We start from the raw sequence: 24,992 nt of genomic DNA on the forward strand, positions 1-24,992 counted from the left end.
GCCCTGTCGGACATGCCTCGAATGAGAGTTACGCCATGAACATACATACACAGGGCCTGGATACCCTTCCTTACCAATCCGGCTTTGGCAATGAATTTGCCAGCGAAGCACTTCCAGGGGCGTTGCCGGTTGGGCAGAACTCACCTCAAAAGGTCCCGTACGGACTTTATACCGAATTGTTGTCAGGCACTGCCTTTACCGTTCCCCGAAGCGAGGCTCGGCGCACGTGGTTATACCGAATTCGTCCCTCGGCCAACCATCCCCGGTATCAGCGCCTGGACAGTCAACTGGTCCATGGCGGCCTGGGAGCCATTACGCCCAATCGTCTACGGTGGAATCCGATTGCACAACCGCAGGGACAGGCTGACTTTATTGATGGGTTGGAATGCCTTACAGCCACTCATGAGCCAGATCAGACAGCTGGCGTAAGCGTGTATCGCTATGCGGCTAATGCCTCAATGAGCCGGGTCTTTTTTAATGCTGATGGCGAGTTGTTGCTCGTTCCCCAAGCCGGGCGCCTGCGTTTAGTGACTGAGTTGGGCATCCTGCAGGTTGGGCCGCTGGAAATTGCCGTTGTACCCCGGGGTATGCGCTTTCGCGTGGAATTGATCGAAGACGTCGCTAGCGGGTATGTTTGCGAAAACCATGGGCAGGCACTTCGTTTGCCTGACCTAGGCCCTATTGGCAGTAATGGCCTAGCCAACCCCCGAGACTTTATGGCGCCGGTGGCCTATTACGAAGAGCGCGATGAGCCAACGGAGCTGGTACAGAAATACCTGGGCGAGCTCTGGTCGACAACCCTGGATCATTCCCCATTGGATGTTGTGGCCTGGCATGGCAATAACGTGCCTTACAAATACGATCTACGCCGCTTCAATACCATTGGCACCGTGAGTTTCGATCACCCGGACCCCTCTATCTTTACGGTGCTGACTTCGCCCGGCAGCACCCACGGTATGGCCAATATCGACTTTGTGATTTTTCCGCCGCGCTGGATGGTGGCTGAAAATACATTTCGTCCTCCCTGGTTCCATCGTAATCTCATGAATGAGTTTATGGGGCTAATACAAGGTGCCTACGATGCCAAAGCCGATGGTTTCTCTCCTGGCAGCGCATCCTTGCATAGCTGCATGAGTGCACATGGGCCGGATCACGTGTCGACGACTCAAGCCATCAATGCAGAGCTGAAACCACACAAGATTGATAACACCATGGCCTTTATGTTTGAGACTGGACCCGTGTTACGACCAACCCGCCATGCTCTGGATACCACAACGTTACAGGCTGACTACGATGCCTGTTGGTCCGGACTGGAAAAGACGTTTCGTCGTGAGAGCCCCCTATGAATCCAGAGAATACGCGTCTGAGTTGGGTCACCTCCGCTAACGGCCATCCTGATTTTCCCTTGCAAAACCTGCCACATGGCATATTTAGTCCTGCCGGGGAAACGCCTCGGGGTGGCGTTGCGATTGGTGACTACATTTTTGATGTAGGTGCCGCCTGCCGGGCGGGCCTTTTCAACGATACTGCACAGTACGCCGCTGAGCAGGCCGCAGGCAGTACGCTAAACGCCTTCTTTGCCTTGGACGCAACGGAGCGCCGTGCATTACGGGAAGCGTTACTGGCGCTATTAGACGAATCCAGCCCACACCGTGAGCGGATGCAGGCATTAGGCGATTCATTGTTATGCCCCATGGCGGCCTGCCACTTACACTTGCCAGCCAAGGTCGGTGATTACACCGATTTTTACGTGGGAATCCATCACGCTACCAACGTTGGCAAATTGTTTCGTCCAGACAACCCCTTATTGCCCAACTACAAATACGTCCCTATCGGTTATCACGGGCGGGCCTCGACCATTGATGTGTCTGGCGCTCCGGTAATAAGGCCGAAAGGACAAACACTGCCGCCAGGACAGGCCGAGCCGACTTTTGGCCCCAGCAAACGTTTGGACTATGAGCTGGAGCTCGGTATCTGGATAGGCCAAGGCAATGCCCGAGGCGAAGCCATTTCGATAGGCAACGCCAGGAAACACATTGCCGGCCTTTGCTTGCTCAATGACTGGTCGGCCCGCGATATTCAGGCCTGGGAGTACCAGCCACTAGGACCGTTCTTATCCAAGAGCTTTGCCACTACCGTTTCGCCCTGGGTCGTCACCGCTGAAGCGCTTGAGCCGTTTCGCTGTGCACAACCTGCCAGGCCGACCGGCGATCCCAAACCATTACCTTATCTACTTGACCCAACCGATCAGGAAACGGGCGCGCTAAATGTGGAACTGGAAGTGCTGCTGCGCACAACTGCCATGCGTGAACACAATCTACCGGCGCAGCGAGTGGCCTTGAGTAGCACTTTGAACATGTACTGGACGCTAGCGCAGCTGGTTACGCACCATACTGTGAACGGATGTAGCTTGCAGCCGGGCGATCTTTTCGGCTCTGGCACTTTGTCAGGAGAACATCCGGACAGCTATGGCAGCCTTTTGGAAACAACCGTAGGCGGCAAACAACCACTGATGCTACCCAACGGTGAGACCCGAACATTTTTAGAGGATGGTGATGAAGTCATCCTGCGAGCCCGTTGCCACCGAGAAGGCTATGCCTCGATTGGATTTGGCGAGTGCTCCGGCATTATTCAGCCGGCGCATTAATTACTGATATTAAAAGGGCGCTGCATGGCGCCCTCTTTTTTACACTGTCTTTTACAATATCGCGTCCATCAATGCGTTCAAAGCTTCAATTCGCATAGGTCGAGCCAGGTAGTAACCCTGTGCCTGGTTGCATTTCAACCGAGCCAGCACGTCCATCTGCCCTTGGGTTTCTACGCCCTCAGCGGTCACAGTAAGCGACAGGGCACGCCCCAATCCGATAATGGCCTCAATCACCGCTTCCCCATTGGATGAGGTGTCCAGGCCAGCAATAAAACTACGGTCGATCTTGATTCCATCAAATGGATAGGTATGGAGGTAACTCAGTGAAGAGTACCCGGTTCCAAAGTCATCCATGGCCAAACGAACACCCAGCGCCTTGAGTCGGTGCATGACTTCTCGCGCGGTATTAGAATTGTCGAGCACTACGCCTTCAGTAATCTCGAGCTCCAGCTTGTGAGGCGGTAGCCCCGTCTCCTGTAGAACAGCCATCACCCGAGCGACTACATCGCTACGCTTAAACTCAAGAGGTGAAAGGTTCACTGAAACGAAAGTGGCTGGCGCCCATTGCAGCGCCTCAAGACAGGCTTTGCGCATCACCCAGTCGCTCAGGGAAACAATCAGGCCGGTCTCCTCTGCAACGGTGATAAAATGATAGGGGCTCAGATAACCCCGACTGGGGTGCTCCCAACGTACCAGGGCTTCGGCTCCCACCATACGCTTTTGCGCGGTATCGAAGCGGGGCTGGAACTCCAGCCGCAATTCGTCACGCTGCAGGGCCAGCTTTAAATCACTCTCTACCCGACGCCTGGCCAGGATACGAGTGTTCATCTCTTCGGAGTAAAACTGCCAAGTGTTTCGGCCGGCAGCTTTGGCTTCATAGAGTGCGATATCGCCAAGTCTGAGCAGTTCATCGGTCCTGTGACCATCTTGAGGCGCACATACAATACCGATACTGCTTCCGATGATGACTTCCTGGTCGCCAATCTGTACTGGCTCGATAATGGCATCCAGTGTTTGCTGACAGAGTTGCTCAATAGCGGAGCGCTCCACCAACCCTCGCAGAAGAATAACGAACTCGTCTCCCCCCATTCGAGCAATAAATGTCTCACGGCCAAGGCTGCTTGTTAGCCGGTGTGCAATTTCCATCAGTACACGGTCGCCTGCGGCATGGCCTAGCGTATCGTTTACCGGTTTGAAGTTATCAAGGTCCAGGCAAAGTAATAGCAGAGGGTTGGCTGGCGAAGGCTTGGCATCAAGCTGATTTTTCAGGAATTTGTAGAGAGCCCGCCGGTTCGGCAATCCGGTCAGGCTATCCTCCAGTGCCTCACGCTCTCGACGCTCCTGCTCGGCCCTGCGCTCGGAAATATCATGAAGAAAGGCACTGTAAAGCTTGTGGTCCAAGGCATCGACGGCGGTTACCTTGAGTTCCACCGGTATGCGTGCACCGTTACGGTGGTGAACCATGATCTCCAGTGCAGCGGCATCACCCAAGTCCAGCTCCCCTGAAAGATAACGGCTCAAACCGGCCTGATAGTGCTCACCTATCGATGACGTCATGACGAGTCGATCTACGGGTTGGCCGACGGCTTCCCTGCGGCTCCAGCCAAACAATGCTTCAGCCTTACGGTTCCAGTCCACAACGCGGCCTGCCTCGCTCATACTAATGTAGGCGTCGCTGCTATTTTCCAACACGGCACTTAGCTCAGCCTCGCGCTTGCGAAGCGCCTGCTCAGACTGCTCCTTCTGCTCGATAATGTTGGTCAGTCGTTCATTGGCTTGTTGAAGGTCCCTGGTACGGACTTCGATGCGCTGTTCCAAATCATGGTGCAGAGCCGCCAGTGATAACTCAGCTTCCTTGCGGGCCTGAATATCCTGCCCCACACGAACGAAGTAATCCAGCTCGCCTTGCTCATTGATATGCTTGGTACAGGTCAGCCGTACCCAACGATAGTCCCCACACTTATGGCGGTAGCGCTTCTCGATCTCATACCGGTCGATCTGCCCGTTACTCAGTTGCCTCAACAGCTCAAGGTCTGCGACCCTATCATCGGCATGGCTAAGCTCGGCAAAGCGCATGCTCAACACCTCATCGCGCTCGAATCCCAGCATGGCGCAAAATGTCTCGTTGATGTCGAGCCATTGCCCTGCCGGCGTTACTAATGAGATTCCTACGCCTGCTTGCTCGAAGATCGCTCGAAATCTGGCTTCGCTGGCCTTGAGCTGAGCGGTTGACTGTTGCAATTGCTGCCATGTCTGGACCGCTGTCTCACGGCGTTGAATTTCACGACTGATAACACTTGCCAGCGCCTCAAGGGTTTTTAGCTGCTGGTCCGTCAATACTCTTGGGTAAGTATCAATTGCACAGAGCGTACCCAGAGGATGTCCATTGACGCTATTGACCGGCACCCCGGCATAAAAGCGAATATAGGGCTCGCCAATGACTAACGGATTATGGGCAAAGCGAGGATCTTCTAGCGCATCGTTCACGACAAGGGGGCCCCGCCGCTGAATGGCGTAGGAGCAGAACGCTTTCTCACGAGGCATTTCGTTAATGGAAACGCCCAGCTTGGATTTGAACCATAACCGCTCGGTATCTACCAGCGAAACAAGCGTAATGGGGAGGTCAAGCGCATCGGAGAGTAACTGCGTTACCTGGTCGAATACGGCTTCGGCCTCTGTATCGAGTATTCCAAGCGCCTTCAGGACAGCAACTCGCTCAGCCTCAGCCATCAGGTCGTTGGTATACAAATCACTCATGAGCCAATTACTCTCATCCGACGGCAAGCTCGTAGTCAGCAGCAACAGCGGTAGCTCATCGGCCTCGGCATGCTGCTAGTGAAGTTATCACTTGGCGGTACATATAGAAGATAGGATTACGTCAGAGTATCGACCGCCACCGTAATAGCTTTATGCCGTTCGTCCTGAAACGTCTGGATCCTATACAGGGGCTATGACCGTGAACTTACCCTTAAGTCCAACATAGGCGACAAATTGCAGCCGCTCCACTTTAATTATCGCAACAGTAGTAAATGGGGATAAGGTTGGGTACGCCTCGCAGCCTAGAGTAGGCACACGTTAAAGGACGCTATAAGGCGCTCTTCACAAGTACGGCGGTCTGATCCTGTTTGCTCGCTGTTATATCCGGTAAAACGGCCCTAAGAACAGTGCGCGCAGCACACTATTCCGCGCCTCTAACCATTAATCTTTCTTTGCGCGCTTACACGTAAACGTCTGTTTGGGAACGCTCCCGCCTACGTGTGAGTAGTATCAGCCCAGGGTGTCAGCAGGCGTCGAAATTTTAAAGCTCGGAACCACACCTGCTGTTTCACCACTCAGTCGATCAAATTATCGATGGAATTTGAGCAGGAATGGTGGAATAACCTGGCACCCGCCGAAGAGACCGCTACTCGAACAACTGGGGGCTCCGAACAAGCCTCAGCACACCAAGATCAGGGCCATATTTCAAGTGCTGCGCAACAGGCAGCATCGCATCTGCCTCCCAACAGGCCTGGACAGCATATGACCCTATCGTCAACTCAGGCCTACCTTACAGCTGCTCAACACGCTCAATCCGGCACATCGGTTTCCTCTAGCGCGCGGCCGCTTTCACAGCAAGAGATAAACATGCGTGGCGCACAGTTAGTTGGTCATGCGCAAGCCAACATGCGTCATGGTCAACTGATTCTCACCGCGCAACACACCAGCGAGCGCGGCCAACTGCACTACCAAGGGCATTATTAACCCAATAGAGCAATGAGCGTTGCTGGAACGAATTTTTCGGACTTCGCTCCAGGACAGGCCCATCTAATTAATGAGCACCTAGAATTTTACCGGGAAGAATTTAACGAAGGTGAACACGCTCAGCTTGAACCAGTACAGCTGGCTCCGACAGAGCAGGGACAGCTCGGTGTAATAGACGGTCACCACCGTCTAGCCGCTGGGTTGAGTCTGGGCCTTCCCATACCTATTTCGATCAATCTCGATACAGAACCAGCCGAAGCGACAAATTGGGCGAATGTGAGGTTACGTGATGCCACTCCCGAGTAACAGGGTGCTGATCGCCCTGCCTTATTCAGGCTCGATGCCGTGACGTTCGCAGTACAACTCTCCCCAGTATTTGAGCAGGATCACGTCATGTGGGTGAGCTTCTGTCCCTTTGAACTGACCCGAAGGTAGTGTCCAACATTCGGGGGTCAGTTCATCAAAGGAGGCTGGCATCAACGTAGACGCTAAGCAGTGAATGAAACGCCTTTGGCTACGCGGGCTTTACCTGCTTCGACAGGATCCTATTGAGCGTTAATCTATCGGGAGACTTTAGTCTCGCAATTGCACAGGCGCTGTCGATGCCAAATAGCCTTTCATTTCTGAGCAGGCCAGGGCGAGAGCACGGTGATGTTGATCGTTTGTAATAATTGAGCGCGACAGGCTCCGTTACAACGGAGCCTGAGTTAGTGAACTAATGGCTCTGCTTGCTTGCGCTTGCCGTCAAAGCGGCTTCGATCAAGTCCAGCTCCCTCACGAGCTTTTGTAGCGTACTGTCATTGATGTGGTGGCGGCTACGCAATTTGTAATATTCGCTACGTTCCGCCTTGAGTGCCTGCAGACGTGTTTCTCGCTCCAGATCACGCCGTGCCTCAAGGAGCGGGGTTGGCAAGTCGTGATTATTGATTTCCATGCGCTTGTGGTAGTAATCCATCAGCTGCAAGGTAATCTCGTTGAACGCGACAATGATCGCCTCATCTCCCTGGTGATCCGCCAGCACGTTCGCCTTTTCCTGGTGATAATTCTCGATATGCCGAATAGCTGCCTCAGCTCCCCGAATGCGTGCATGACGCTCTTCTTCGTACTCACGGCTGTCTTCCGGCAGATCCAGGCGACGCAGTACCAGAGGAAGACCTACGCTTCCGGTAATCAACGTGAAAAGAATAACCCCGGTCGCCAGGAAGATCAGTAACTCCCGGGCAGGAAACGGTGCGCCGTCATTCAAGACCTCCGGGAGCGACAGCGCGGCTGCCAGCGTAACCGTGCCTCGAATACCGGCCAGTGTCCCAGCCAGCATAACGCGTGTAGAGACAGGGCGCGTCGATTTGCGGCGTAGCAGCCGGGGCAAATGCACTGCGCTGAATATCCAGAGAAATCGCATTCCCAGAAGCGCAGTGGAGATCAATACTACAAAGCCCAGCAACTCAATGAATGGAAGTGTGGTCCCTGCACGGGTCGTTGCGCTAAGAGCGCCTCCAATGATTTCAGGCAATTGGAAGCCCAACAGCAAGAACACCAGCGCATTTAGCACAAACTCCAGCATTTCCCAGACACTGCGGGTCTGGATACGCGACGTGGTTTGATCCTGACGCTTAAGGTCAAGCCGGTTGATGACCATACCCGCCGCCACCGCGGAAAGAATACCGGACAGATGAAAATGCTCGGCCAATAGAAACGCAGCAAACGGCAGCAACAGGAGCAGCAAGACGATCTGGACTGTGGAGCCCTCGCCTAGATGCCGTTCGATCAGGCGGGTTCGCACAATGTTAAAGGCCAACGCCAGCAGCGCACCAACCAGCAGCCCACCCAGCGAAATCAACAGGAAACCCACCGTTGCCTGCGACAACGAGAACGCACCGGTCAAAGCAGCAGCTACCGCAAACTTGAACGCCACAAGGCCGGACGCATCATTCATGAGCGACTCGCCCTCAAGAATATGCATGAGCCGCGGTGGCACAGGAAGCCGACCGGAAATAGCCGATACCGCTACAGCATCCGTAGGCGACAGAATGGCCGTCAGTGCAAAGCAGACCGGCAGCGGCAAGCCTGGGAATAGCCAGTGAACCACATACCCCACACCGATAACGGTCACCAAGACGAGTCCTAATGCCAGTGCCAGAATAGGCCCACGAAGCAGCATGAACTCACGCTGCGGAAAGCGTCGTGCATCAGCAAAGAGAAGGGGTGCAATGAACAGGAGCATGAAGAGCTCAGGCTGAAGCTCTACATGAAGCCCACTGGTAGGCCAAGCGAGTAAAGCACCAAAAGCGATCTGCACGAGCGGCATAGGTAGGGATGGTAGAAAGCGTGCCGCAACCCCGGTAGCCGAAGCGACAAATAAAAGGATTAGAACAAGATAAACCGTATCCATGAATCTCTAGAAAAGTCCCTGCTAATAAAGAGCCGTAAAGCCTTGCGGCTCTATGGAGGAGGCGTTGTTGCCAAATGAAATGTAATTGTACTTACGCGGCCTGAGAGGTTTTATTTTATAAGGCCTTTTGCGGTATGTTCGGTGCTGCGTACGTCAAAGCTCATAGGCTTTTACACACATCACACATAACGGCTAGACAGTACTGTACGTCCTGCACTTACCCTCATCACCCTCAAGTGAACCGAACAGAACGAAGAGCTCAACCTCAAGGTAAGCTCTTAGAATGCATACAAATATTTCAGAAAACACGTGTCTAGTCGACAGGAGATACTGCCTGGATAGCGTTGCGAATCAGGCGTTGGCAGGGTAGTGGATTGGCCAGCACCACGATTACCTATATTGCTATCGCTGAAACACAAGATGGAAAAGGTGTGAGCCAGCTTAAGCACATTGCCGATAAGTAAGAAAGCAAGGCATGTTAAGCCACCCCTGATTAACGTCTAACCACTGTCAGCAGACATCTAGCGCACAAAGCCTGCGGTGGCTGTAGAGCACCTCCGTCTTGGGTCTATCGACTTCCAGGACAGAATAAACCACTGGTCCTACCGCCCATCCAGGCCTGCTCGCAGGCACTGTCGCCTTCATACAACACCTGGAAACACGATCAACCATTGCCGTATGGATGATTTTCCGATAACTACTCTAAGGCAATGCCGTTGAGGTGTTCGTCCACCTCATGAGCCAGAACCTTTTTCCGCCTGCGATTAACAAGGAGAACATGCATGGCCCGTCTTACCGCAAAAGATTTCGCGCCTGAACTGCTTGAGCTGTACGACTATTACGTGCATGGGCGAATCAATCGCCGAGAGTTTCTCGACCGTGCCAGCAAGCTCGCGGTTGGAGGGTTGGCCGCCACGACTATCCTCGCGTCACTGAGCCCTGATTATGCCCTGGCGCAGCAGGTTGAGTTTACCGACCCGGATATCATTCCTGAGTATATCTCCTACCCTTCGCCTAAGGGACATGGGCACGTACGCGGTTATCTTGTGCGGCCTGCACAGGCCAAGGGAAAGGTCCCTGGTATTGTCGTTGCGCATGAAAACCGTGGGCTGAACCCTTACATTGAAGACGTTGCACGACGGCTGGCAAAGGCTGGATTCGTGGCGCTGGCCCCTGATGGCCTGAGTTCTGTAGGCGGCTATCCAGGTAACGATGACAAAGGGCGTGAGCTTCAGCAAACCGTTGACCCGGAAAAGCTGATGAATGACTTTTTTGCTGCAGTCGAGTTGCTCATGGGGCATGAGCTTACAACCGGCAAGGTAGGTATTACCGGTTTCTGTTATGGCGGGGGCGTAGCCAGTGCTGCTGCCGTAGCCTATCCCGAACTGGGCGCAGCCGTACCGTTTTATGGAAGGCAACCCAGAGCCGAGGATGTGCCCAGAATCAAGGCACCTTTGCTCATTCACTACGCTGAGCGAGATGAGCGCATTAACGAAGGTTGGCCTGCCTATGAGAGCGCCCTGAAAGCGGCTGGCAAGACCTATGAAGCCTATATTTATCCAGGCACGAATCATGGATTTCATAACGACTCGACCCCACGCTACGACGAGGCTGCGGCAAACTTGGCCTGGGAGCGAACACTGAACTGGTTCCGCCGCTACCTGTCCTGACAGGCATCATCCGTTTAAGCTATTGAAATAGCGGCTACGAGGCACCATTTCAATCATACGTAAGCGCTACATGCCATTTTAGGCAGATCACCTTAAGGGGTGGTCTGCTCGTGTCCAGTACAGCTAGCGGCAGTGCCTTGCAGGAAACAAGATGCTTGCCAAGCACTTGACTCATAACGATATTGGAAACCTCTGGCCACAGAAGCGCTGATCGAAACAGCGTAAAGTAAGCACCAACCGGTTGTTATGTGCTTCACACAAGGTTGATCAGCCAGTCATCCCAACACCAGCTTTTAGGAGAATTTTATGGCGACCGAATACATGACCGTTGCAGGAGGCTGCTTCTGGTGCGTAGAGGCAGTATTCAAAGATGTCATCGGGGTCGTTTCTGTCGAGAGTGGTTATACCGGCGGCAAAACAGTCAACCCCACCTATGAACAAGTCTGTGAGGGTAATACCGAGCACGCCGAAGCCATCCGTATTGGTTATGACCCTGAAGTTATCAGCTACGGTGAGCTGCTGGATATTCATTTTGCAACCCATGACCCAACCCAGCTCAACCGCCAGGGCAACGACATGGGTACGCAATACCGCACCGCCCTGTTCCCGGCGACACCTGAACAGGAAGCCGAGGCCAAAGCTGCCATCGCACGTGCGCAGGAAGGGCTTTCCGCCCCCATCGTGACCACTATCGAGCCATTGGGGACGTGGTATCCGGCCGAGGGCTATCATCAGAATTACTGGGAAGAACGCGGACGCGCTAACCAGTACTGCATGGCGGTGATTCCGCCCAAGCTGCAAAAGCTGCGCAAGAGCTTTGCTCAGCGGTCCAAGGCATCAGCCGAGGGCTAAGCCGCCCAGGGTAGTCAGTGGCTTGGCTACCCTTCCCTTCGCCGCACTGGATTTTTCATCATCAAGCGGCTACTCTTTACCTCCCTTTTCATTCTGTCTTGCAAGGAGCCCGATCATGCGACGCACTATCTCTCTTTGCAGGTCATGCCAGGCGTAAACGCTTTTCTGCGCATCTAAGCGCAGCGCTTTGCCCGGCTTCGGCCTGCCATTTCCTTGAATTTTCTTTACCCATCAGGAATTGGTTATGGGCAATTGCATTCGTACTGTATCGGAGCGTGTCAATCTTATCGCCTCCGATAATCTCTGGATCGAAGGTACTGCGATCCAGCAACTGGAAACAACTTCAAAACTTCCCGGCATGGTTCGGGTCTCAGGCATGCCGGATCTTCACCCCGGCCGCGGCTATCCTATCGGCGCAGCCTTTTTCTCTGAGAAGATTATTTATCCGGCTTTGGTCGGGAATGATATTGGCTGCGGCATGGCTCTTTGGCAGACGGATATCAAGACAGCCAAGCTGAACCTCGACAAGCTTGAGCGGCGCCTGGGGAGCATCGATGGACCGCTGGACAACAGCTGGGCCGAAGAGATACATGCCTTTTCGCTTTCAACAACAGGCCATGAAGCCTCATTGGGTACGATTGGAGGCGGCAATCATTTTGCCGAGCTTCAGGCCATCGACACCGTTCATGATGAAGCATTGGTCGCGTCGCTGGGGCTGGATCGAAAAAACCTGCTCCTGCTCGTTCACAGCGGATCACGAGGATACGGCGAATCTGTGCTGCGTAGGCATGTAGAAGCGTTCGGACATGCAGGTATTGCCCCGGACTCCCCCGAAGGGCTGGATTATCTGGCACAGCACCAACAGGGCTTGCGTTATGCCGAGGCCAATCGCCAGCTTATTGCAAGACGCCTCCTGGCAAACCTGCGCGCAGAGGGCAATCAGGCACTGGATATCAATCATAACCTTGTATCCCCTGCCAATATTGAGGGAACACAAGGATGGCTCCATCGCAAGGGCGCTACGCCGGCGGACGAGGGGCCCGTCATTATCCCGGGCTCCCGCGGTGCCTATAGCTGGCTGGTCAAGCCGAATCCATCGGCAATCAGCCTGTTTTCCCTTGCCCATGGCGCTGGCCGAAAATGGCTTCGGACCGATTGTCGTGACCGATTATCCAACCGCTTCTCTTTCGACCAACTGAAGCGCACCACTCTAGGTAGCCGGGTCATTTGTGAAGACAAGGCGTTGATGTACGAAGAAGCACCGGAAGCCTACAAAGACATCGACAGCATCATTGATACCCTGCACGGAGCCTCTCTGATTACGGTCATAGCCCGGCTTAAACCCGTGCTGACCTACAAACGCAGGGGTTGCTGCTAATGCGATTACTGCAACTCTCATCAGCACAGGGACCAGCTGAATGCGAGCTGGCCGTTACCAAGGCGCTCCAAACCTTACAGGCTGAAGCTGAAGCAGCAGGCGTCTCGCTGTCGATATTGGAAGACTCCGCTGGCCACAATCGCGATACCTTTAGTTCAGTGCTCCTTGCGCTCGAAGGTGAGCGCAGCGAGCAACTGGCCAGCCAATGGAACGGTAGCCTGCTGTGGATATGCCAGAGCCCTTATCGACCCACGCATGGCAGGAAGAACTGGTACTTCGGCGCCAAGGTGTTTGCCCCTCCGGCACCCACCTTGGCGGGCGAGATATGCTTTGAGTTTGTTCGGGCTTCGGGCCCTGGCGGTCAGCATGTAAACAAGACGGACTCAGCCGTAAGGGCCACTCATAAAGGGAGCGGCTTCTCGGTCAAAGTCCAAAGCGAGCGCAGCCAACATGCCAACAAGCGCCTGGCGGTTGCGTTGATTGGGCAAAAGCTTGCCCAACATGCCGATGATACCCAGGCAGCCCAACGCATGGATCGTCGCTTGTTCCACCATCAGATAGAGCGTGGCAATCCGATTCGTACATTTCGCGGGATGCGCTTTATTGAAGAGTGAGGTCTGGCGGCAGGTGCAGACCTGCCGCTCTTTTGTTGATTACCGTCTTTAACGGCCCATAAAATCAAGCATTAAACCCTGATTGAGATTGTCCTGATAGAGCTCATCATTAGGGCCTGTAGTGCAGGAAATCCATCGCCAGACAAGGACCGTCCACTCATGAGAACTCAACGGAAGGTTTTCAGATAGGCCCTACAGACACACACAAGAAAAGCGTAAGCCGTTAAGATGGCGCTCTGCTTTAGTATTGGCCTTTAAGGTAATGGCAAGAAAATCATCTAAAAATACTTCCGGGCCCTCCTCGGGCACTCCTGCCTTGACCTTGATTGATGTCGCCAAGGTGGCAGGTGTCTCGCCTATTACTGTTTCCCGAGCGCTTCATCGCCCCGAGATTGTGAGCGAGGCGGCCCGCGAAAAGGTCCTGGCTGCCGTTAAAGCTACGGGCTATGTTCCCAATATGTTGGCAGGCGGCCTTGCGTCCAATAAAAGCCGATTGGTCGCGATTTTCTTACCGACGATTGCACATTCTATTTTTGCTGACACTGTACAGGCTCTGATCGATCAGCTAACGGTGGCCGGTTACCAGACCATGATAGGCCTGACCGGCTATTCACCCGAGCAGGAAGAGAAACTGTTAGGGGCCATACTCGGCCGGCGCCCTGATGGAATCGTCCTGACCGGTACGCTTCATACCGAAGAAAGCCGTGATCGATTGTTACGCTCATCCATTCCAGTAGTCGAAGCCTGGGAACTGGGTACCGAGCCTATCGATATGCAGATCGGCTTTTCCCATGAGGCTGTTGGGCAGGCTATGGCCAATTACCTTTACGGTAAGGGATATCGCCGCTTCGGTCTGGTTTCAGTAAATGACGCGCGCGCGTTGAAACGGGGTCGTGCTCTCCTGGATCAACTGACGTCACTAGGGATTACAGACGTACCTGTCGAGATCATGCAAACCCCCGCCACGCTGCTAAGTGGCCGTGAAGGCCTGCGACAGCTTAAAGAAAGAGGCCTGCTACCAGAGGTAGTGGTATGCAGCTCCGACACGGTCGCTCAGGGTATTCTCGCGGAAGCCGCCAGCTTGGGGCTTAAGGTGCCTGAAGAGTTGGCTGTTCTGGGATTCGGGGACCTTTCCAGTGCAGCTCACGTGTACCCGGCTCTCTCAACAGTGAATGTGGACGGCGCCCGAATGGGAAAGCTCATTGCAAAAGCGTTGCTAAAGCGCTTTCAGAACCCAGACGAGCACACCGAGCCGATGCGGCTGGATACCGGCTTTACAATTGTGGAACGCTCCACAACCTGAGCGTATTGTAACAGGCTATCCGTCAGTCTCTCCTGTTTTAATGATTGCGCAATCACATTAAGATCGGTTATCAATAGATGTACCTAGTGGGCGTGATATCGCCTTTAATGATTGCGCAATCAGCCAAGGCGCAGCCTGATCACTATAAAAAGGACAACAACCGTGAGACTTATCGAACCGCATACTCCCTTACCTGTTTCCTCTCGCTTGTTGCCTGTTAGCCAGTTAGGCGCATAGCTCCCGCTCGCTTTTCTTTCTGTCGCACCGTCTGCACGCGGTGAGGCTGTTCATCGACAACAATAAATATCGAGGTGAAAGTCATGGGCGATACACGGCAAACCCGGGTCCGCTATCTGATTCTCCTGATGCTGTTCCTGGTTACAACGATCAACTATGCGGACCGAGCCACCATCTCCATTGGCGGCTCCAGCATGCAAAAGGACTTGGGAATCGATGCCGTTACACTCGGTTTCGTCTTCTCTGCTTTCGGATGGGCTTACGTGCTTGGTCAGATTCCAGGCGGCTGGCTACTCGACCGATTCGGCTCAAAACGCGTTTATGCCGCTGGGATCTTTATTTGGTCGCTGTTCACTCTGCTCCAGGGCTTTGTTGGCATGATGCCGGTCGCCTGGGCAGTCATTACGCTATTTGTTCTACGTTTTCTGGTGGGTTTTGCCGAGGCGCCTTCTTTCCCAGGTAATGCTCGCATCGTTGCGGCATGGTTCCCTACCGCCGAGCGTGGTACGGCTTCAGCCGTATTCAACTCTGCACAATATTTTGCAACTGCACTGTTTGCACCACTGATGGGCTGGATTGTTTACAGCTTCGGCTGGGAACATGTGTTCATCGTGATGGGCGTACTCGGCATCATTTTCTCCGGCATCTGGATGAAAACGATCTACAACCCCAAGGACCATCCCAAGGCAAACGCCGCTGAGGTGGCGTACATCGAAGAGAACGGTGGCCTGGTGGATATGGATCAGGCACGCGGTACCAACAACGGTCCCAAATGGCACTACATCAGCCAGTTGCTCACCAACCGCATGATGATAGGTGTCTATCTTGGCCAGTATTGCATTAATGCCATCACCTACTTCTTCCTCACCTGGTTCCCGGTTTACCTTGTCCAGGAACGCGGAATGACCATCCTGAAAGCCGGCTTTATCGCCTCCTTGCCGGCTATCTGTGGCTTTATTGGCGGCGTGCTGGGCGGCGTTCTTTCCGACTGGCTACTGCGTCGCGGCAATACGCTGACCTTCTCTCGCAAGCTGCCTATCGTTTGCGGGCTGCTGCTTTCCACGACGATGGTGTTCTGTAACTACGTGGATGCCGAATGGATGGTAGTGGGCTTCATGACACTGGCATTCTTTGGTAAAGGCCTGGGCGCACTGGGTTGGGCGGTTGTATCGGATACCTCACCCAAGCAGATTGCAGGGCTTTCGGGCGGTCTATTCAATACCTTCGGCAATATCGCATCCATCACAACGCCGATCATCATTGGCTACATCATCGCGGTGACGGGTTCGTTCCGGTGGGCACTGGTCTACGTAGGTGCCAATGCGCTGGTCGCCGTCTTCAGCTACCTGTTCATTGTTGGAAAGATCCAGCGTGTTGAGCTGCGTGACGAAAACGGCAAGCAACTGGCAGATGTTTCGGCGCCAGCACCCGCCTCCGCATGATGCTGCAAGGGCTAGCTGAGCATCAGCTGTAACAGAGTCAAAACCGCTATACATGCAAAGGGCGCCCTAAGGCGCCCTTGCTGTCTTTGTCGCTTACGCGGCCTCGTCCTTTAACGCCGGACGAGCCTCGCTGGCAATGGAAATGCGCTTTGGCTTGGCCTCTTCCGGGATCCGGCGAACTAAGTCAATGCTGAGCAAACCATCCTTGAGGCTAGCGCCGTTCACCTCGATATGATCATCGAGTCGGAAAGACAGTCTGAATGCTCGCTGAGCGATGCCTTGGTGCAAATAGGTCACACTCTCGGCACCATGCTCACGCCGATTGGCAGCAACTGTCAGCACACCACGCTCAACCTGAATATCCAGATCGTCTTCCTGCATACCCGCTGCCGCAATTACGATGCGATAGTCGTTTTCGCCACGCTTCTCAACATTGTAAGGCGGATAGCTCGGTACTGAATCACGCAGTGCGGACTCAAAAAGATCATTGAAACGATCAAAACCAACAGAGCTACGGAACAAAGGTGCAAGGGATAAACCAGTCATGATGAATCTCCTGAGAATCAGCAAGTTTCGATAATCCGGGACCCGACTTCGGCGTCCTGCAAGGCCTTAGATAAGGATAGTGAAAGCACTTTCAAGCACACTGCCGACGAACGGTATAGCTTCCCTATAACCCTTTATATTTCATATACTTAACTACCCTTAACGCCCGGCTGATAACACAGGTTTAGCCAGTACAACGGCCTTGGGTTTACGAAACACCAAGATGTTGCCGAGCAGCACCAGTACCAGCCCGCCTAAAGCAGGCAGTGTCCATTGATAGCCTTCTACCCACGCCGAAATATTCAGGGCCACTACTGGAAACAGAACCGTGCAATAGGCGGCACGCTCTGCGCCCAGACGGCCAACGAGGGTAAGGTAGGCGGTAAACCCGATCACTGAGCCGGGAATAGCCAGATACACCAGCGAACCGATATAGCGTGCATTGACATCAAAGGTGAACGGTACGCCTTGAACAAGACAGACCGCCAACAGAATCAGCGCACCGTAGAGCATGCTCCAGGCATTGCTTGTCAACGGACGCACACCCGTTCGCTGTTGCAAACTCGAAATCATGTTGCCGGCCGAAAAACACAACGTTCCCAGTAATGAAAAGCCAAGCCCCAACCAGGTTTCATGACTAGCCGTGTGCTCCCCTAGTTCGGGCCAGAACAGCAAACCGAGTCCCAGTAACCCTAGTGCACCACCGACCAAGACGTTAGTTGCAATGGTTTGTTTAAACCAGAGACGCGCATTAAGCGCATTCCAAAGCGTAGCGGTTGAAAAGACGACTGCAATCAACCCGCTGGCAATGTATTGGCTAGCCGAATAAAAACAAATGAAGTTCAGACAGAACAGGCAAACACCTTGGGCCATACAGAGCGCTTGCCCGCGACGGTCCAGTGATTGCAAACGGCCGGTCGGTATCAAGAATACAAACAAGACCAAGGCTGCAAGGGCGAAGCGATAAGCGATCGAAAGAGAAATGGCTACGGATTCAATCTGGAATTTGATAGCAATCCAGGTGGTGCCCCAGATTAGAACAGTTAACAGATAAAGCGTAAGGTTCATGATAATCTCCAACGGTCGAGCACCCAGTATGGAAAGCCGAACCGCCAGCGGGTTGTACATTCTTGCGCTTTTTAATTCGCCAGGCAGTAAACACCCGCCTTAGCCTTATAAGATGAGGCCTCAGGAGAGGTAATCATGCAGCAAGCCGCCGACTTTCAAGTTTTTCGTACCCTCGACCAGGCCTCCAGCGCCTGTCAATTACGCCATACAGCGCTGGGCAATGGTATGGCGCTGGCTCATTGGTACCGCAACGATGCTGATGTCTTGGGTTACAGCAGCCCTGATCATCACACCCTATCGCTTTACCTGGAAGGCGGCTGGCGTACGTTTCGCCGTGACTTGCCAGGCCACTACGGTGCACCGGATCGGTTCTGTGTGCTGCCTGCCGGACACGACTCTGACTGGTCGGTTACGCAGGGGTTAGGTTTTATGCACCTGTACGTTACACCCGAGCAGCTGATGCTGGAGATTGTCCAAGTACTGGATAAGGAGCCTAGGGCGATCTGCCTGCAAGAACGTACTTATATGGAAGACCCTATGCTGGTTGCCATTTGTCGCACTCTGGAGCGTAGTAACTGGCAGGAACCTGGAGAGCGTCTGCTGTGCTCGAGCCTGGCGCAGGAAGCCGTCAATCATATGCTATTGAACGGATGCGGGCCGCGGCAGCAGGTCAACTGGCGGGGCGGTCTCTCCTCCCCTGTCAGACAGCGGACCCTGAACTATATCCATACCTACCTGGATCAGCCGCTTGAGTTGTCGACTCTCTCAGAGGAAGCGGCGTTGTCGGCCTTTCATTTCAGCCGCATGTTTACCGTGTCCTTCGGTATGCCTCCTCATCGTTATGTACTGGCTAAAAGGCTAGCCAGGGCTCGAGAGCTGCTGGTCACGACAAATCTCTCCCTTGCTCAAATTACCCTGGATTGCGGATTTTCCAACGCCAGCCACCTGAGCCGTCGGTTCGTCCAGGCACACGGAGCAACACCTGGCCAATACCGCACTGCGTTATCACGCAAAGCCTGCTAGCGCCTCGAACTTACTCTCCGCTAGCGCGCAATAACTCCACTCAATTACGTTATATCTGCTTTTACCTGCCTCAATGCTATTTAAACACTGATCTAAAAGCCCTCTAACAGGCAGCTTCTCATAAAGCATCTATGCTTTGAGGAACCAAGAGGGATTATGCGAGATGGACAGACACACCGCTGAAACATCACCGCCCTACGAACCCATTGCGCTTGTGGCCGAAGATGAAATCATGCTTCGCGAACTCATGTGCGATGTGCTACACCATGAGGGGTTTGATGTGGCAGCGTTCGGTACTGCTGACGAAGCCCTACACTTTCTGGAAGGTAAAGCGTTGCTGGTCAGCGTAGTCGTCTCAAATGTGAGAATGCCTGGGCATATAAATGGGATTGACCTGGCTCATATTGTTTCAAAACGATGGCCGTTTCTTCCAATCGTGTTGATGTCTGGCTATACCGGCCTTGAAGTACAACTTCCCAAAGATGTCCCTTTCCTGCGTAAGCCTTGGACAATCGACCAGTTAGCTACCGCCGTCAAAGAGATGAAGCGCTGATCACATCTCCCTGGCTTTCGAGACCGCCCGTCTCTTCTTATCTCTGGCCTACCCCCAACAGTCTTCTGGACTGGCTCTCAGGTGGATTTAAGCCTGGTCAGCACTAAACTCCATCGCGTCCGAGGCTTAGAATATATCCAAATGGCAACTGCCATTCTCAGTTTCATACCTAGAGGACTCGGTATACAGCCCGCCAAGGCAAGCGCTTAAAAAGTCCAATCACCAGGTCTTCTCCTGTACGAACCGCCTCGATGACTACATACAAGCCAGCAGGTGATCTCGCTCAACGACACGCCAGATAACTCAATTCCTTACGTACCTGCTTCAAGGCGATTGATTAGCTGTTGAGTGGGAGCCTCCGGTCTTGGATCACGCCGATTTATGCTATTTGCACCCCTAAAAAAGACCGAATAAGCAAATACGGGCCAAGCAATAGTAGCCCTATAAAGAAAAGCCTGAGAAAAAGCGTCTCGCTTAGTTTGGCGCGTATTTTTTGCCCAGCCGCCAGGCCCACTAGAGCAGGAAGCAGCATGACTAAAGAGGCTCTGGCGTCTTCAGTCACCAAAGCGCCCTGCCAGAACATGCCAAGGGCTAGCGCCAACGTCGAAACGGTGAAGGAAAGCCCAAGCGCTTGGATCAAGCGCTCCTTGTCAAGATTCATGGCTTGAAGATACGGCACCATCGGGACTACAAATACACTCGTAGCCCCTGTTATCAATCCTGTAATAAAGCCTACGATTCCCGAAACAACACTGTCGTATCCGGGCACATTAGGCAGGCGATAAGAAAGCAGCCCCATGCAACCATAGATCATCAATATCACTCCCAGGAGCGTAGGTATCTGGTTGTTACCTGTCTCGACGAGCCAACGCACGGTCAATAGCGTCCCCGCACATAGCGTGACCATCATTAACCAAAGTTGCCTGATTAATTGGCCTAAAGCCGGCCCGCTACACAGTTGCCAGACATTGGTGACCAGTGAAGGAATCAACAACAGTGCAGAGGCTTCCCCAGGAGACATAACCAAAGCCAGCAAGGCGACCGCCACTGTTGGCAGTCCCATTCCTAAAAGACCTTTGATCATACCGGCGAGCAAAAAGACCAGGATGCAAAACAGGACAGTCATCAGTCATACCTTCGATTAGCGGCCTGATAACCATGCAGGATGAATGCATCACTGAAAATCAGGATTTCCCTGATTATGGGTTAGGCTGAGACAAAGCCAGATGCGTATCGAAGGAAACCGAGGCCATGCGCTACGATCTTGTCGACCTTAAGCTCTTCATGCATATCATCGAAGCACAAAGCATTACGGCAGGCGCAGCCAGAAGCCATCTATCCCTCGCCTCGGCAAGCGCTCGTATAAAGGGAATGGAAGAGACACTTGGCACTCCCCTGCTTGAGCGTCATAGGAGAGGCGTTGCCCCAACGCCAGCGGGCAGAACACTTGCCCATCATGCTCAGACCGTCCTCCACCAACTGGGGCTCATGAACGGTGAGCTTGGCAATCATGCAACGGGGTTGAGATGCCGAATCCGCCTGCTGTGCAATACTGCTGCGCTGACGGAGCATTTGCCTGACTTGCTAGGCCGCTTTCTGCTCCGGCATCCCCAGCTTGATCTGGATATAGAGGAGCGGTCCAGCCACCAGATTGTGGAGGCCCTGACCAGACGGCAGTCAGAGCTAGGTTTGCTTGCAGATAACACTGCTTTTAACGCACTCGAATCTCGCCCTTTCCGCACGGATCATCTTGTAGTCATAACGGCCAAGCATCTTCCGCTGCCTACCTATGAAAAGGCCGTAAGATTTGAATCCTTACTGGCTGAGCCTTTTGTAGGGCTGACGTCCACCAATGCGCTTCAGCAACATCTCGAAGAAAAAGCAAAACATGCTGGTAAGTGGTTAACTCTTCGAGCGCGGGTTGCCAGCCTGGATGCGGTGGGCAGCTTGGTTGCACAAGGGGTAGGAATAGCCGTTGTGCCTGAGGCGGCTTATCGCCGTAGCCAGCTAAAAAATTCACTTTCAATGGTCAGACTCCAAAATAGCTGGGCGACCCGCTTATTGCATTTATGTGCCTATCGCTTTGATGCCCTATCACCCTATGCAGCCGAGCTGGCTGAACACATCCTTGATCGGTCTAACATGAAACCTGCAGAGGGATGAACCGGCACTCACTGCCAACGCGGCAGTGATATTTAAAAGTTGCCTAAAAATCTCTTTAGGCAACTTAGTGCTTTGAAATGGTTACTATGTGGCAATGCTCTTTAGCAAATCTAAGAGACTGAAACTGATGGTGCTGATGGATTAGGTCACGTCTATTTATATTATGGAATTGCTGATTGATAAATCTATAGAGAATTAACTTTGGACAGACTGCTTTAGTGTTCAATTAATGTTATCAATATTTTATATTCCTGAACTTATGGTAAGGGATACGAAATATAGAAAAAGCGCACCCTGAAAGCATAATAGGTAACCTTTAAAAGTAACATTGCTAAGCTACCAACGCTCGGAATCGCCCAACCTAGCCACTGAAAACGAGTCGATTTGTTGGGATAGCCAAAAAGAATTGCGCCGCTTTATCACGTAGGCCGAGGCGCCGGCTAGCATTGAGCAGCTATAGATTCGTTATTAGCCTCCTTAGGAGCAATATTACCCTTATAAGCTTTCGCGAATGCCTTCTATCTCTTAATTCTAGTTTCGGCAGGAAGCCAAATAGATCGACAAACAAGTAAGAATACTTTTTGCGGACAAACTCTAAATATGGAAAATGCAGTCTGCCCTACGATGAAAGGCTTAGGGCGCAACGAGTGGCCATGGAAACATAAGACTCCCATGGCCACACCTCAATGACTCAGTGTTGAGTGATTGTCGCCGTATTCATCATACCGGTTTGAGACACAGCAGCCTGATTGCCTTGGCCGGTACGCTCAAGCGTTACAGAAAGGCCTGAGCCTTCCTGAGTGAGTGTAAAGGCATCGTTAACGGTCTGGCGCTGAGTGATGCTCATATAGTTATCGTCACCCAGTTGTGCAACTTCTAATGAGCTATCAATCACCCTATCCTGTACCAGATCCATGGTATTGCCATTACCCTCCTGTGTAGATGTAATTTCGCTATCACCTTGCCCTGACGATTGAGCTACATTCAGAATATTGTTATCGCCTGTTTGAGAGGCACTTAGTCGCACGCGGGAGGAAGCAAACATCCCCGAATTGCCTTCCTGCCTTGAAGTAATAGTATTGTTATTACCATTCTGTGTTAGCCCTGTCGATGTAAACAAAATCTGCGTAGCATTAATGCTATTTCCATCCCCTTGCTGGATAAAGTTAAAGCCGTTACCGCCATCTTCAGGATACTTGGGATTACTACCATCCTGATCAACGACTACGATATTTCCATTACCAAGCTGCTCGCCAGTGATAGAGTTATTCATATAACGTTGGGTAGCGGTAACGGCGTTATTGTCACCATTCTGGGTAACTGAAAATCCGCTTCCTACGCCGCCTGTATCTTGCTCTACAGTGATGTTATTTGTATTACCGGTGGTGTAGGCAAAGATGGGGGCATAGTAAAACCCAGTTTGAACGATGTTATGAACATTACCATCACCAATCTGCTCGCTTGAAGCTACGCCTCTGGAGCCACTAGAACCCTCGTAGTTATAAACGTTGGCGTTGCCTGACTGCGTAACATCTGCATAGGAGCTGCCTGACTGGTAGAGGGTAGCGAGGTTATTATCACCTGTCTGATAGACCCTTGCCTCAGCTTCGTTGGTATTTTCTCCTTGATACACCGTAGCCGAGTTACTATTTCCATTCTGCTCAACCAACTGCTTGCTGTTGTTCCCAAGTTGAGTCTGTACGGCCTGGTTAGAGCTTCCGATTTGGGTTAGCTCAGCAGTATTACCATCCCCAACCTGGTTGATTTCAGACTCATTCATTTCAGCCATAGCAGTCGCAGTTGCAAGGGTTAAAGCTGTGGCAGTAAATAGGTGGTGAAGACGCATATCGATTTCCTTGTCGTTATACCCAACATATGGCCTCAAAGATGGCAGGAGGCCAGCCAGCCAGAGAGACAGCACCCTTCATCTGACATTGATAGTTACCAGAAAAACTGGTAACAACAGCGTAGATTCAAAAAAACCAAATGCCATCAAACCCGACAAATGGATAGACACCTATATTATTCTATAATATACACTACTACTAATAACCAAAACTAGAATAAATATTAAATTACTATCAATAAAACAACTTAATATTTATTAAAATGCTGAAGCTTTAACTTCCATTAACTTCAAGTTTTATTAAGCAAAGAAACTTTATAGGTAATGCAAAATGCGTCAGCATTGATGCCGCCCCCTTCATGTAAAACATCTGGGTTACTGGTACCACAAGCCGGTTGTCGCAAGAAGCATCAATAGCCCCATAAATAATTATCTATCGGATTGTGTTCCATTCGTCCGTTCGACAAAGCTTCACCTGTAGCGGTTGCGCACAATTTTCGTTATGTATGAAGTACATTTCTACGAAAAAGGCTACTCTAGCGGCCTTTTCTGTTGCTCAATGGAAATCATCACCCTTCGGTCTGGCAAGCCAGAAGAGGCCTACTGAGATTGAGCAATCTACTAGCTATTAATTGAGAATCATCCATGACAGCTTCGTACGACCCTTCTGCCGCTTATAACGTGAAAGCCCCTGAAGATGCTTACTCAATTGGCCGGCTTATTGAGGGAAAGTACTACGATTATCAGCATCGAAAAGCAGATGGTTCAATGGGACCGATGAGTGCCCATCTAGAAGGTGATCGACTGATTAAAGACGATCAGCCAGGTGCTGGTGAAGAAATCGGCCGTCTCGTCAATGGTCGCTTGGTCAATAATGGCGGTAAGGTATTTGATTTGGTGAAGTTGGGTTGATTCACCAAACCGTCCAAAGGGGGTTGCTCGCTAATTCGTACTACGGCGGGCTGGGTAATAAGGGCTAGAGACTGACGTCAGCCCCTATCCATTTAGCTGCCCGTTTGATCATGAAGTTAACTGCTGTGTGCATGGGCTACCCCTGTTAATTTGTGTCGTCATTAGAGGTATCCCTCAGCGACTCAAGATTAACCAAACCCAGGCCGTGAGAGCGCCGTCAGTAACGTCTGCTGCAGCGCAGCGATATCCCAGGGTTTGGAAATGAATACAGTGGGTTTGGCAAGGCTGGCCAGTGCTTGTCCATCATATCCAGACATCAGGACGATACTGATGTGAGGCCATTGACTCATAACCCGATTGGCGAGGTCCACGCCATCCATCTTGCCGGGCATTCGAATATCAGAAATCAACAGATCGATATTGTCTGAATGCTTTTCCAGAATCATGTAACCCGTATCGGCAGAAGGTAATGCTATTACATCGATGCCAAGATCATGTATCACTTCGGCAACCAACATACGTAAGCAGGGCTCGTCTTCGAGTAACAGTATTTTCTTGCTTGGCACTACCTTTTGATTTGTCATACAGACCAGAACATGGAAAGT

Annotated in this window: 20 protein-coding genes; 13 read left to right on the forward strand and 7 right to left on the reverse strand. The window is 52.3% G+C overall.

What is annotated here, in order from left to right; translation table 11 throughout:
* Nucleotides 1–35 precede the first annotated feature (35 nt).
* Nucleotides 36–1,346 (forward strand): homogentisate 1,2-dioxygenase, encoded by a 1,311-nt coding sequence (gene hmgA, locus IEX86_RS15565; RefSeq protein ID WP_188867060.1) that lies wholly within the window; start codon nt 36–38, stop codon nt 1,344–1,346.
* A complete protein-coding gene (gene fahA / locus IEX86_RS15570) occupies nt 1,343–2,647 on the forward strand; it encodes a fumarylacetoacetase (RefSeq protein ID WP_188867061.1) in 1,305 nt (434 codons plus the stop codon). Before hmgA ends, fahA begins: the two co-directional genes overlap by 4 nt.
* A 51-nt stretch (nt 2,648–2,698) precedes the next feature.
* Here the strand turns inward: fahA and IEX86_RS15575 are convergent, their stop codons facing one another.
* Complete coding sequence (locus tag IEX86_RS15575) at nt 2,699–5,404, reverse strand: EAL domain-containing protein (RefSeq protein ID WP_188867062.1); 2,706 nt, start codon at nt 5,402–5,404, stop codon at nt 2,699–2,701.
* A gap of 762 nt (nt 5,405–6,166) precedes the next feature.
* Between IEX86_RS15575 and IEX86_RS15580 the strand changes: the two genes are divergently transcribed.
* Nucleotides 6,167–6,388 carry a hypothetical protein gene (locus IEX86_RS15580; RefSeq protein WP_188867063.1) on the forward strand — a complete coding sequence of 74 codons (222 nt, stop codon included), beginning with the start codon at nt 6,167–6,169 and terminating at the stop codon, nt 6,386–6,388.
* Nucleotides 6,389–7,103: 715 nt separating this feature from the next.
* Here IEX86_RS15580 and IEX86_RS15590 read toward each other — a convergent pair.
* The gene (locus tag IEX86_RS15590) at nt 7,104–8,780 is read right to left on the reverse strand and encodes a Na+/H+ antiporter (RefSeq protein WP_188867065.1); all 1,677 of its coding nucleotides are present in this window, start codon (nt 8,778–8,780) and stop codon (nt 7,104–7,106) included.
* Between the two features lie 782 nt (nt 8,781–9,562).
* On the opposite strand from IEX86_RS15590, the gene yghX reads away from it, so the two are divergent.
* From yghX to IEX86_RS15620, 6 genes are all read left to right on the forward strand, one after another.
* The gene (gene yghX / locus IEX86_RS15595; RefSeq protein ID WP_188867066.1) at nt 9,563–10,450 is read left to right on the forward strand and encodes a YghX family hydrolase; all 888 of its coding nucleotides are present in this window, start codon (nt 9,563–9,565) and stop codon (nt 10,448–10,450) included.
* 306 nt (nt 10,451–10,756) lie between these two features.
* A complete protein-coding gene (msrA, locus tag IEX86_RS15600; protein WP_188867067.1) occupies nt 10,757–11,302 on the forward strand; it encodes a peptide-methionine (S)-S-oxide reductase MsrA in 546 nt (181 codons plus the stop codon).
* A 244-nt stretch (nt 11,303–11,546) separates the two neighbouring features.
* Nucleotides 11,547–12,680: an RNA ligase RtcB family protein gene (locus IEX86_RS15605; protein WP_188867068.1), complete on the forward strand. Its 1,134-nt coding sequence runs from the start codon at nt 11,547–11,549 to the stop codon at nt 12,678–12,680.
* Complete coding sequence (gene prfH / locus IEX86_RS15610; RefSeq protein ID WP_188867069.1) at nt 12,680–13,294, forward strand: peptide chain release factor H; 615 nt, start codon at nt 12,680–12,682, stop codon at nt 13,292–13,294. Before IEX86_RS15605 ends, prfH begins: the two co-directional genes overlap by 1 nt.
* A 262-nt stretch (nt 13,295–13,556) precedes the next feature.
* Nucleotides 13,557–14,597, forward strand: coding sequence for a LacI family DNA-binding transcriptional regulator (locus IEX86_RS15615; RefSeq protein WP_188867070.1), 1,041 nt, complete (start codon nt 13,557–13,559; stop codon nt 14,595–14,597).
* Between the two features lie 320 nt (nt 14,598–14,917).
* The gene (locus IEX86_RS15620; protein ID WP_188867071.1) at nt 14,918–16,276 is read left to right on the forward strand and encodes an MFS transporter; all 1,359 of its coding nucleotides are present in this window, start codon (nt 14,918–14,920) and stop codon (nt 16,274–16,276) included.
* Between the two features lie 93 nt (nt 16,277–16,369).
* Here the strand turns inward: IEX86_RS15620 and IEX86_RS15625 are convergent, their stop codons facing one another.
* The gene (locus IEX86_RS15625; protein WP_188867072.1) at nt 16,370–16,822 is read right to left on the reverse strand and encodes an Hsp20 family protein; all 453 of its coding nucleotides are present in this window, start codon (nt 16,820–16,822) and stop codon (nt 16,370–16,372) included.
* Nucleotides 16,823–16,981: 159 nt separating this feature from the next.
* Nucleotides 16,982–17,890 carry a DMT family transporter gene (locus tag IEX86_RS15630; protein ID WP_188867073.1) on the reverse strand — a complete coding sequence of 303 codons (909 nt, stop codon included), beginning with the start codon at nt 17,888–17,890 and terminating at the stop codon, nt 16,982–16,984.
* Between the two features lie 135 nt (nt 17,891–18,025).
* Between IEX86_RS15630 and IEX86_RS15635 the strand changes: the two genes are divergently transcribed.
* Nucleotides 18,026–18,913 carry an AraC family transcriptional regulator gene (locus tag IEX86_RS15635; protein ID WP_188867074.1) on the forward strand — a complete coding sequence of 296 codons (888 nt, stop codon included), beginning with the start codon at nt 18,026–18,028 and terminating at the stop codon, nt 18,911–18,913.
* A gap of 163 nt (nt 18,914–19,076) precedes the next feature.
* Nucleotides 19,077–19,466 (forward strand): response regulator, encoded by a 390-nt coding sequence (locus IEX86_RS15640; protein ID WP_188867075.1) that lies wholly within the window; start codon nt 19,077–19,079, stop codon nt 19,464–19,466.
* 379 nt (nt 19,467–19,845) lie between these two features.
* Here IEX86_RS15640 and IEX86_RS15645 read toward each other — a convergent pair whose 3' ends face one another.
* Complete coding sequence (locus IEX86_RS15645; protein ID WP_188867076.1) at nt 19,846–20,592, reverse strand: sulfite exporter TauE/SafE family protein; 747 nt, start codon at nt 20,590–20,592, stop codon at nt 19,846–19,848.
* Between the two features lie 125 nt (nt 20,593–20,717).
* On the opposite strand from IEX86_RS15645, the gene IEX86_RS15650 reads away from it, so the two are divergent.
* Entirely contained in the window at nt 20,718–21,629 is a 912-nt protein-coding gene (locus IEX86_RS15650) for a LysR family transcriptional regulator (RefSeq protein ID WP_188867077.1), read from the forward strand.
* 691 nt (nt 21,630–22,320) lie between these two features.
* Here the strand turns inward: IEX86_RS15650 and IEX86_RS15655 are convergent.
* Nucleotides 22,321–23,475 (reverse strand): hypothetical protein, encoded by a 1,155-nt coding sequence (locus IEX86_RS15655; RefSeq protein ID WP_188867078.1) that lies wholly within the window; start codon nt 23,473–23,475, stop codon nt 22,321–22,323.
* Nucleotides 23,476–24,120: 645 nt separating this feature from the next.
* Between IEX86_RS15655 and IEX86_RS15660 the strand changes: the two genes are divergently transcribed.
* Entirely contained in the window at nt 24,121–24,387 is a 267-nt protein-coding gene (locus tag IEX86_RS15660; RefSeq protein WP_188867079.1) for a hypothetical protein, read from the forward strand.
* Nucleotides 24,388–24,575: 188 nt separating this feature from the next.
* On the opposite strand, the gene IEX86_RS15665 is transcribed toward IEX86_RS15660, so the two are convergent.
* On the reverse strand, nt 24,576–24,971 hold the full coding sequence (locus IEX86_RS15665) for a response regulator (RefSeq protein ID WP_188867080.1): 396 nt from the start codon (nt 24,969–24,971) through the stop codon (nt 24,576–24,578).
* Nucleotides 24,972–24,992: the final 21 nt, after the last annotated feature.

This window comes from Pseudomonas asuensis (assembly GCF_014646755.1).
GTDB classification, from domain to species: domain Bacteria; phylum Pseudomonadota; class Gammaproteobacteria; order Pseudomonadales; family Pseudomonadaceae; genus Chryseomonas; species Chryseomonas asuensis.

Bases quoted from the DNA above. Each gene is read 5' to 3' on its own strand.
- hmgA (WP_188867060.1), top strand. From the start codon at position 36: ATGAACATACATACACAGGGCCTGGATACCCTTCCTTACCAATCCGGC.
- fahA (WP_188867061.1), top strand. From the start codon at position 1,343: ATGAATCCAGAGAATACGCGTCTGAGTTGGGTCACCTCCGCTAACGGC.
- IEX86_RS15575 (WP_188867062.1), bottom strand. From the start codon at position 5,404: ATGAGTGATTTGTATACCAACGACCTGATGGCTGAGGCTGAGCGAGTT.
- IEX86_RS15580 (WP_188867063.1), top strand. From the start codon at position 6,167: ATGACCCTATCGTCAACTCAGGCCTACCTTACAGCTGCTCAACACGCT.
- IEX86_RS15590 (WP_188867065.1), bottom strand. From the start codon at position 8,780: ATGGATACGGTTTATCTTGTTCTAATCCTTTTATTTGTCGCTTCGGCT.
- yghX (WP_188867066.1), top strand. From the start codon at position 9,563: ATGGCCCGTCTTACCGCAAAAGATTTCGCGCCTGAACTGCTTGAGCTG.
- msrA (WP_188867067.1), top strand. From the start codon at position 10,757: ATGGCGACCGAATACATGACCGTTGCAGGAGGCTGCTTCTGGTGCGTA.
- IEX86_RS15605 (WP_188867068.1), top strand. From the start codon at position 11,547: ATGGGCAATTGCATTCGTACTGTATCGGAGCGTGTCAATCTTATCGCC.
- prfH (WP_188867069.1), top strand. From the start codon at position 12,680: ATGCGATTACTGCAACTCTCATCAGCACAGGGACCAGCTGAATGCGAG.
- IEX86_RS15615 (WP_188867070.1), top strand. From the start codon at position 13,557: ATGGCAAGAAAATCATCTAAAAATACTTCCGGGCCCTCCTCGGGCACT.
- IEX86_RS15620 (WP_188867071.1), top strand. From the start codon at position 14,918: ATGGGCGATACACGGCAAACCCGGGTCCGCTATCTGATTCTCCTGATG.
- IEX86_RS15625 (WP_188867072.1), bottom strand. From the start codon at position 16,822: ATGACTGGTTTATCCCTTGCACCTTTGTTCCGTAGCTCTGTTGGTTTT.
- IEX86_RS15630 (WP_188867073.1), bottom strand. From the start codon at position 17,890: ATGAACCTTACGCTTTATCTGTTAACTGTTCTAATCTGGGGCACCACC.
- IEX86_RS15635 (WP_188867074.1), top strand. From the start codon at position 18,026: ATGCAGCAAGCCGCCGACTTTCAAGTTTTTCGTACCCTCGACCAGGCC.
- IEX86_RS15640 (WP_188867075.1), top strand. From the start codon at position 19,077: ATGGACAGACACACCGCTGAAACATCACCGCCCTACGAACCCATTGCG.
- IEX86_RS15645 (WP_188867076.1), bottom strand. From the start codon at position 20,592: ATGACTGTCCTGTTTTGCATCCTGGTCTTTTTGCTCGCCGGTATGATC.
- IEX86_RS15650 (WP_188867077.1), top strand. From the start codon at position 20,718: ATGCGCTACGATCTTGTCGACCTTAAGCTCTTCATGCATATCATCGAA.
- IEX86_RS15655 (WP_188867078.1), bottom strand. From the start codon at position 23,475: ATGCGTCTTCACCACCTATTTACTGCCACAGCTTTAACCCTTGCAACT.
- IEX86_RS15660 (WP_188867079.1), top strand. From the start codon at position 24,121: ATGACAGCTTCGTACGACCCTTCTGCCGCTTATAACGTGAAAGCCCCT.
- IEX86_RS15665 (WP_188867080.1), bottom strand. From the start codon at position 24,971: ATGACAAATCAAAAGGTAGTGCCAAGCAAGAAAATACTGTTACTCGAA.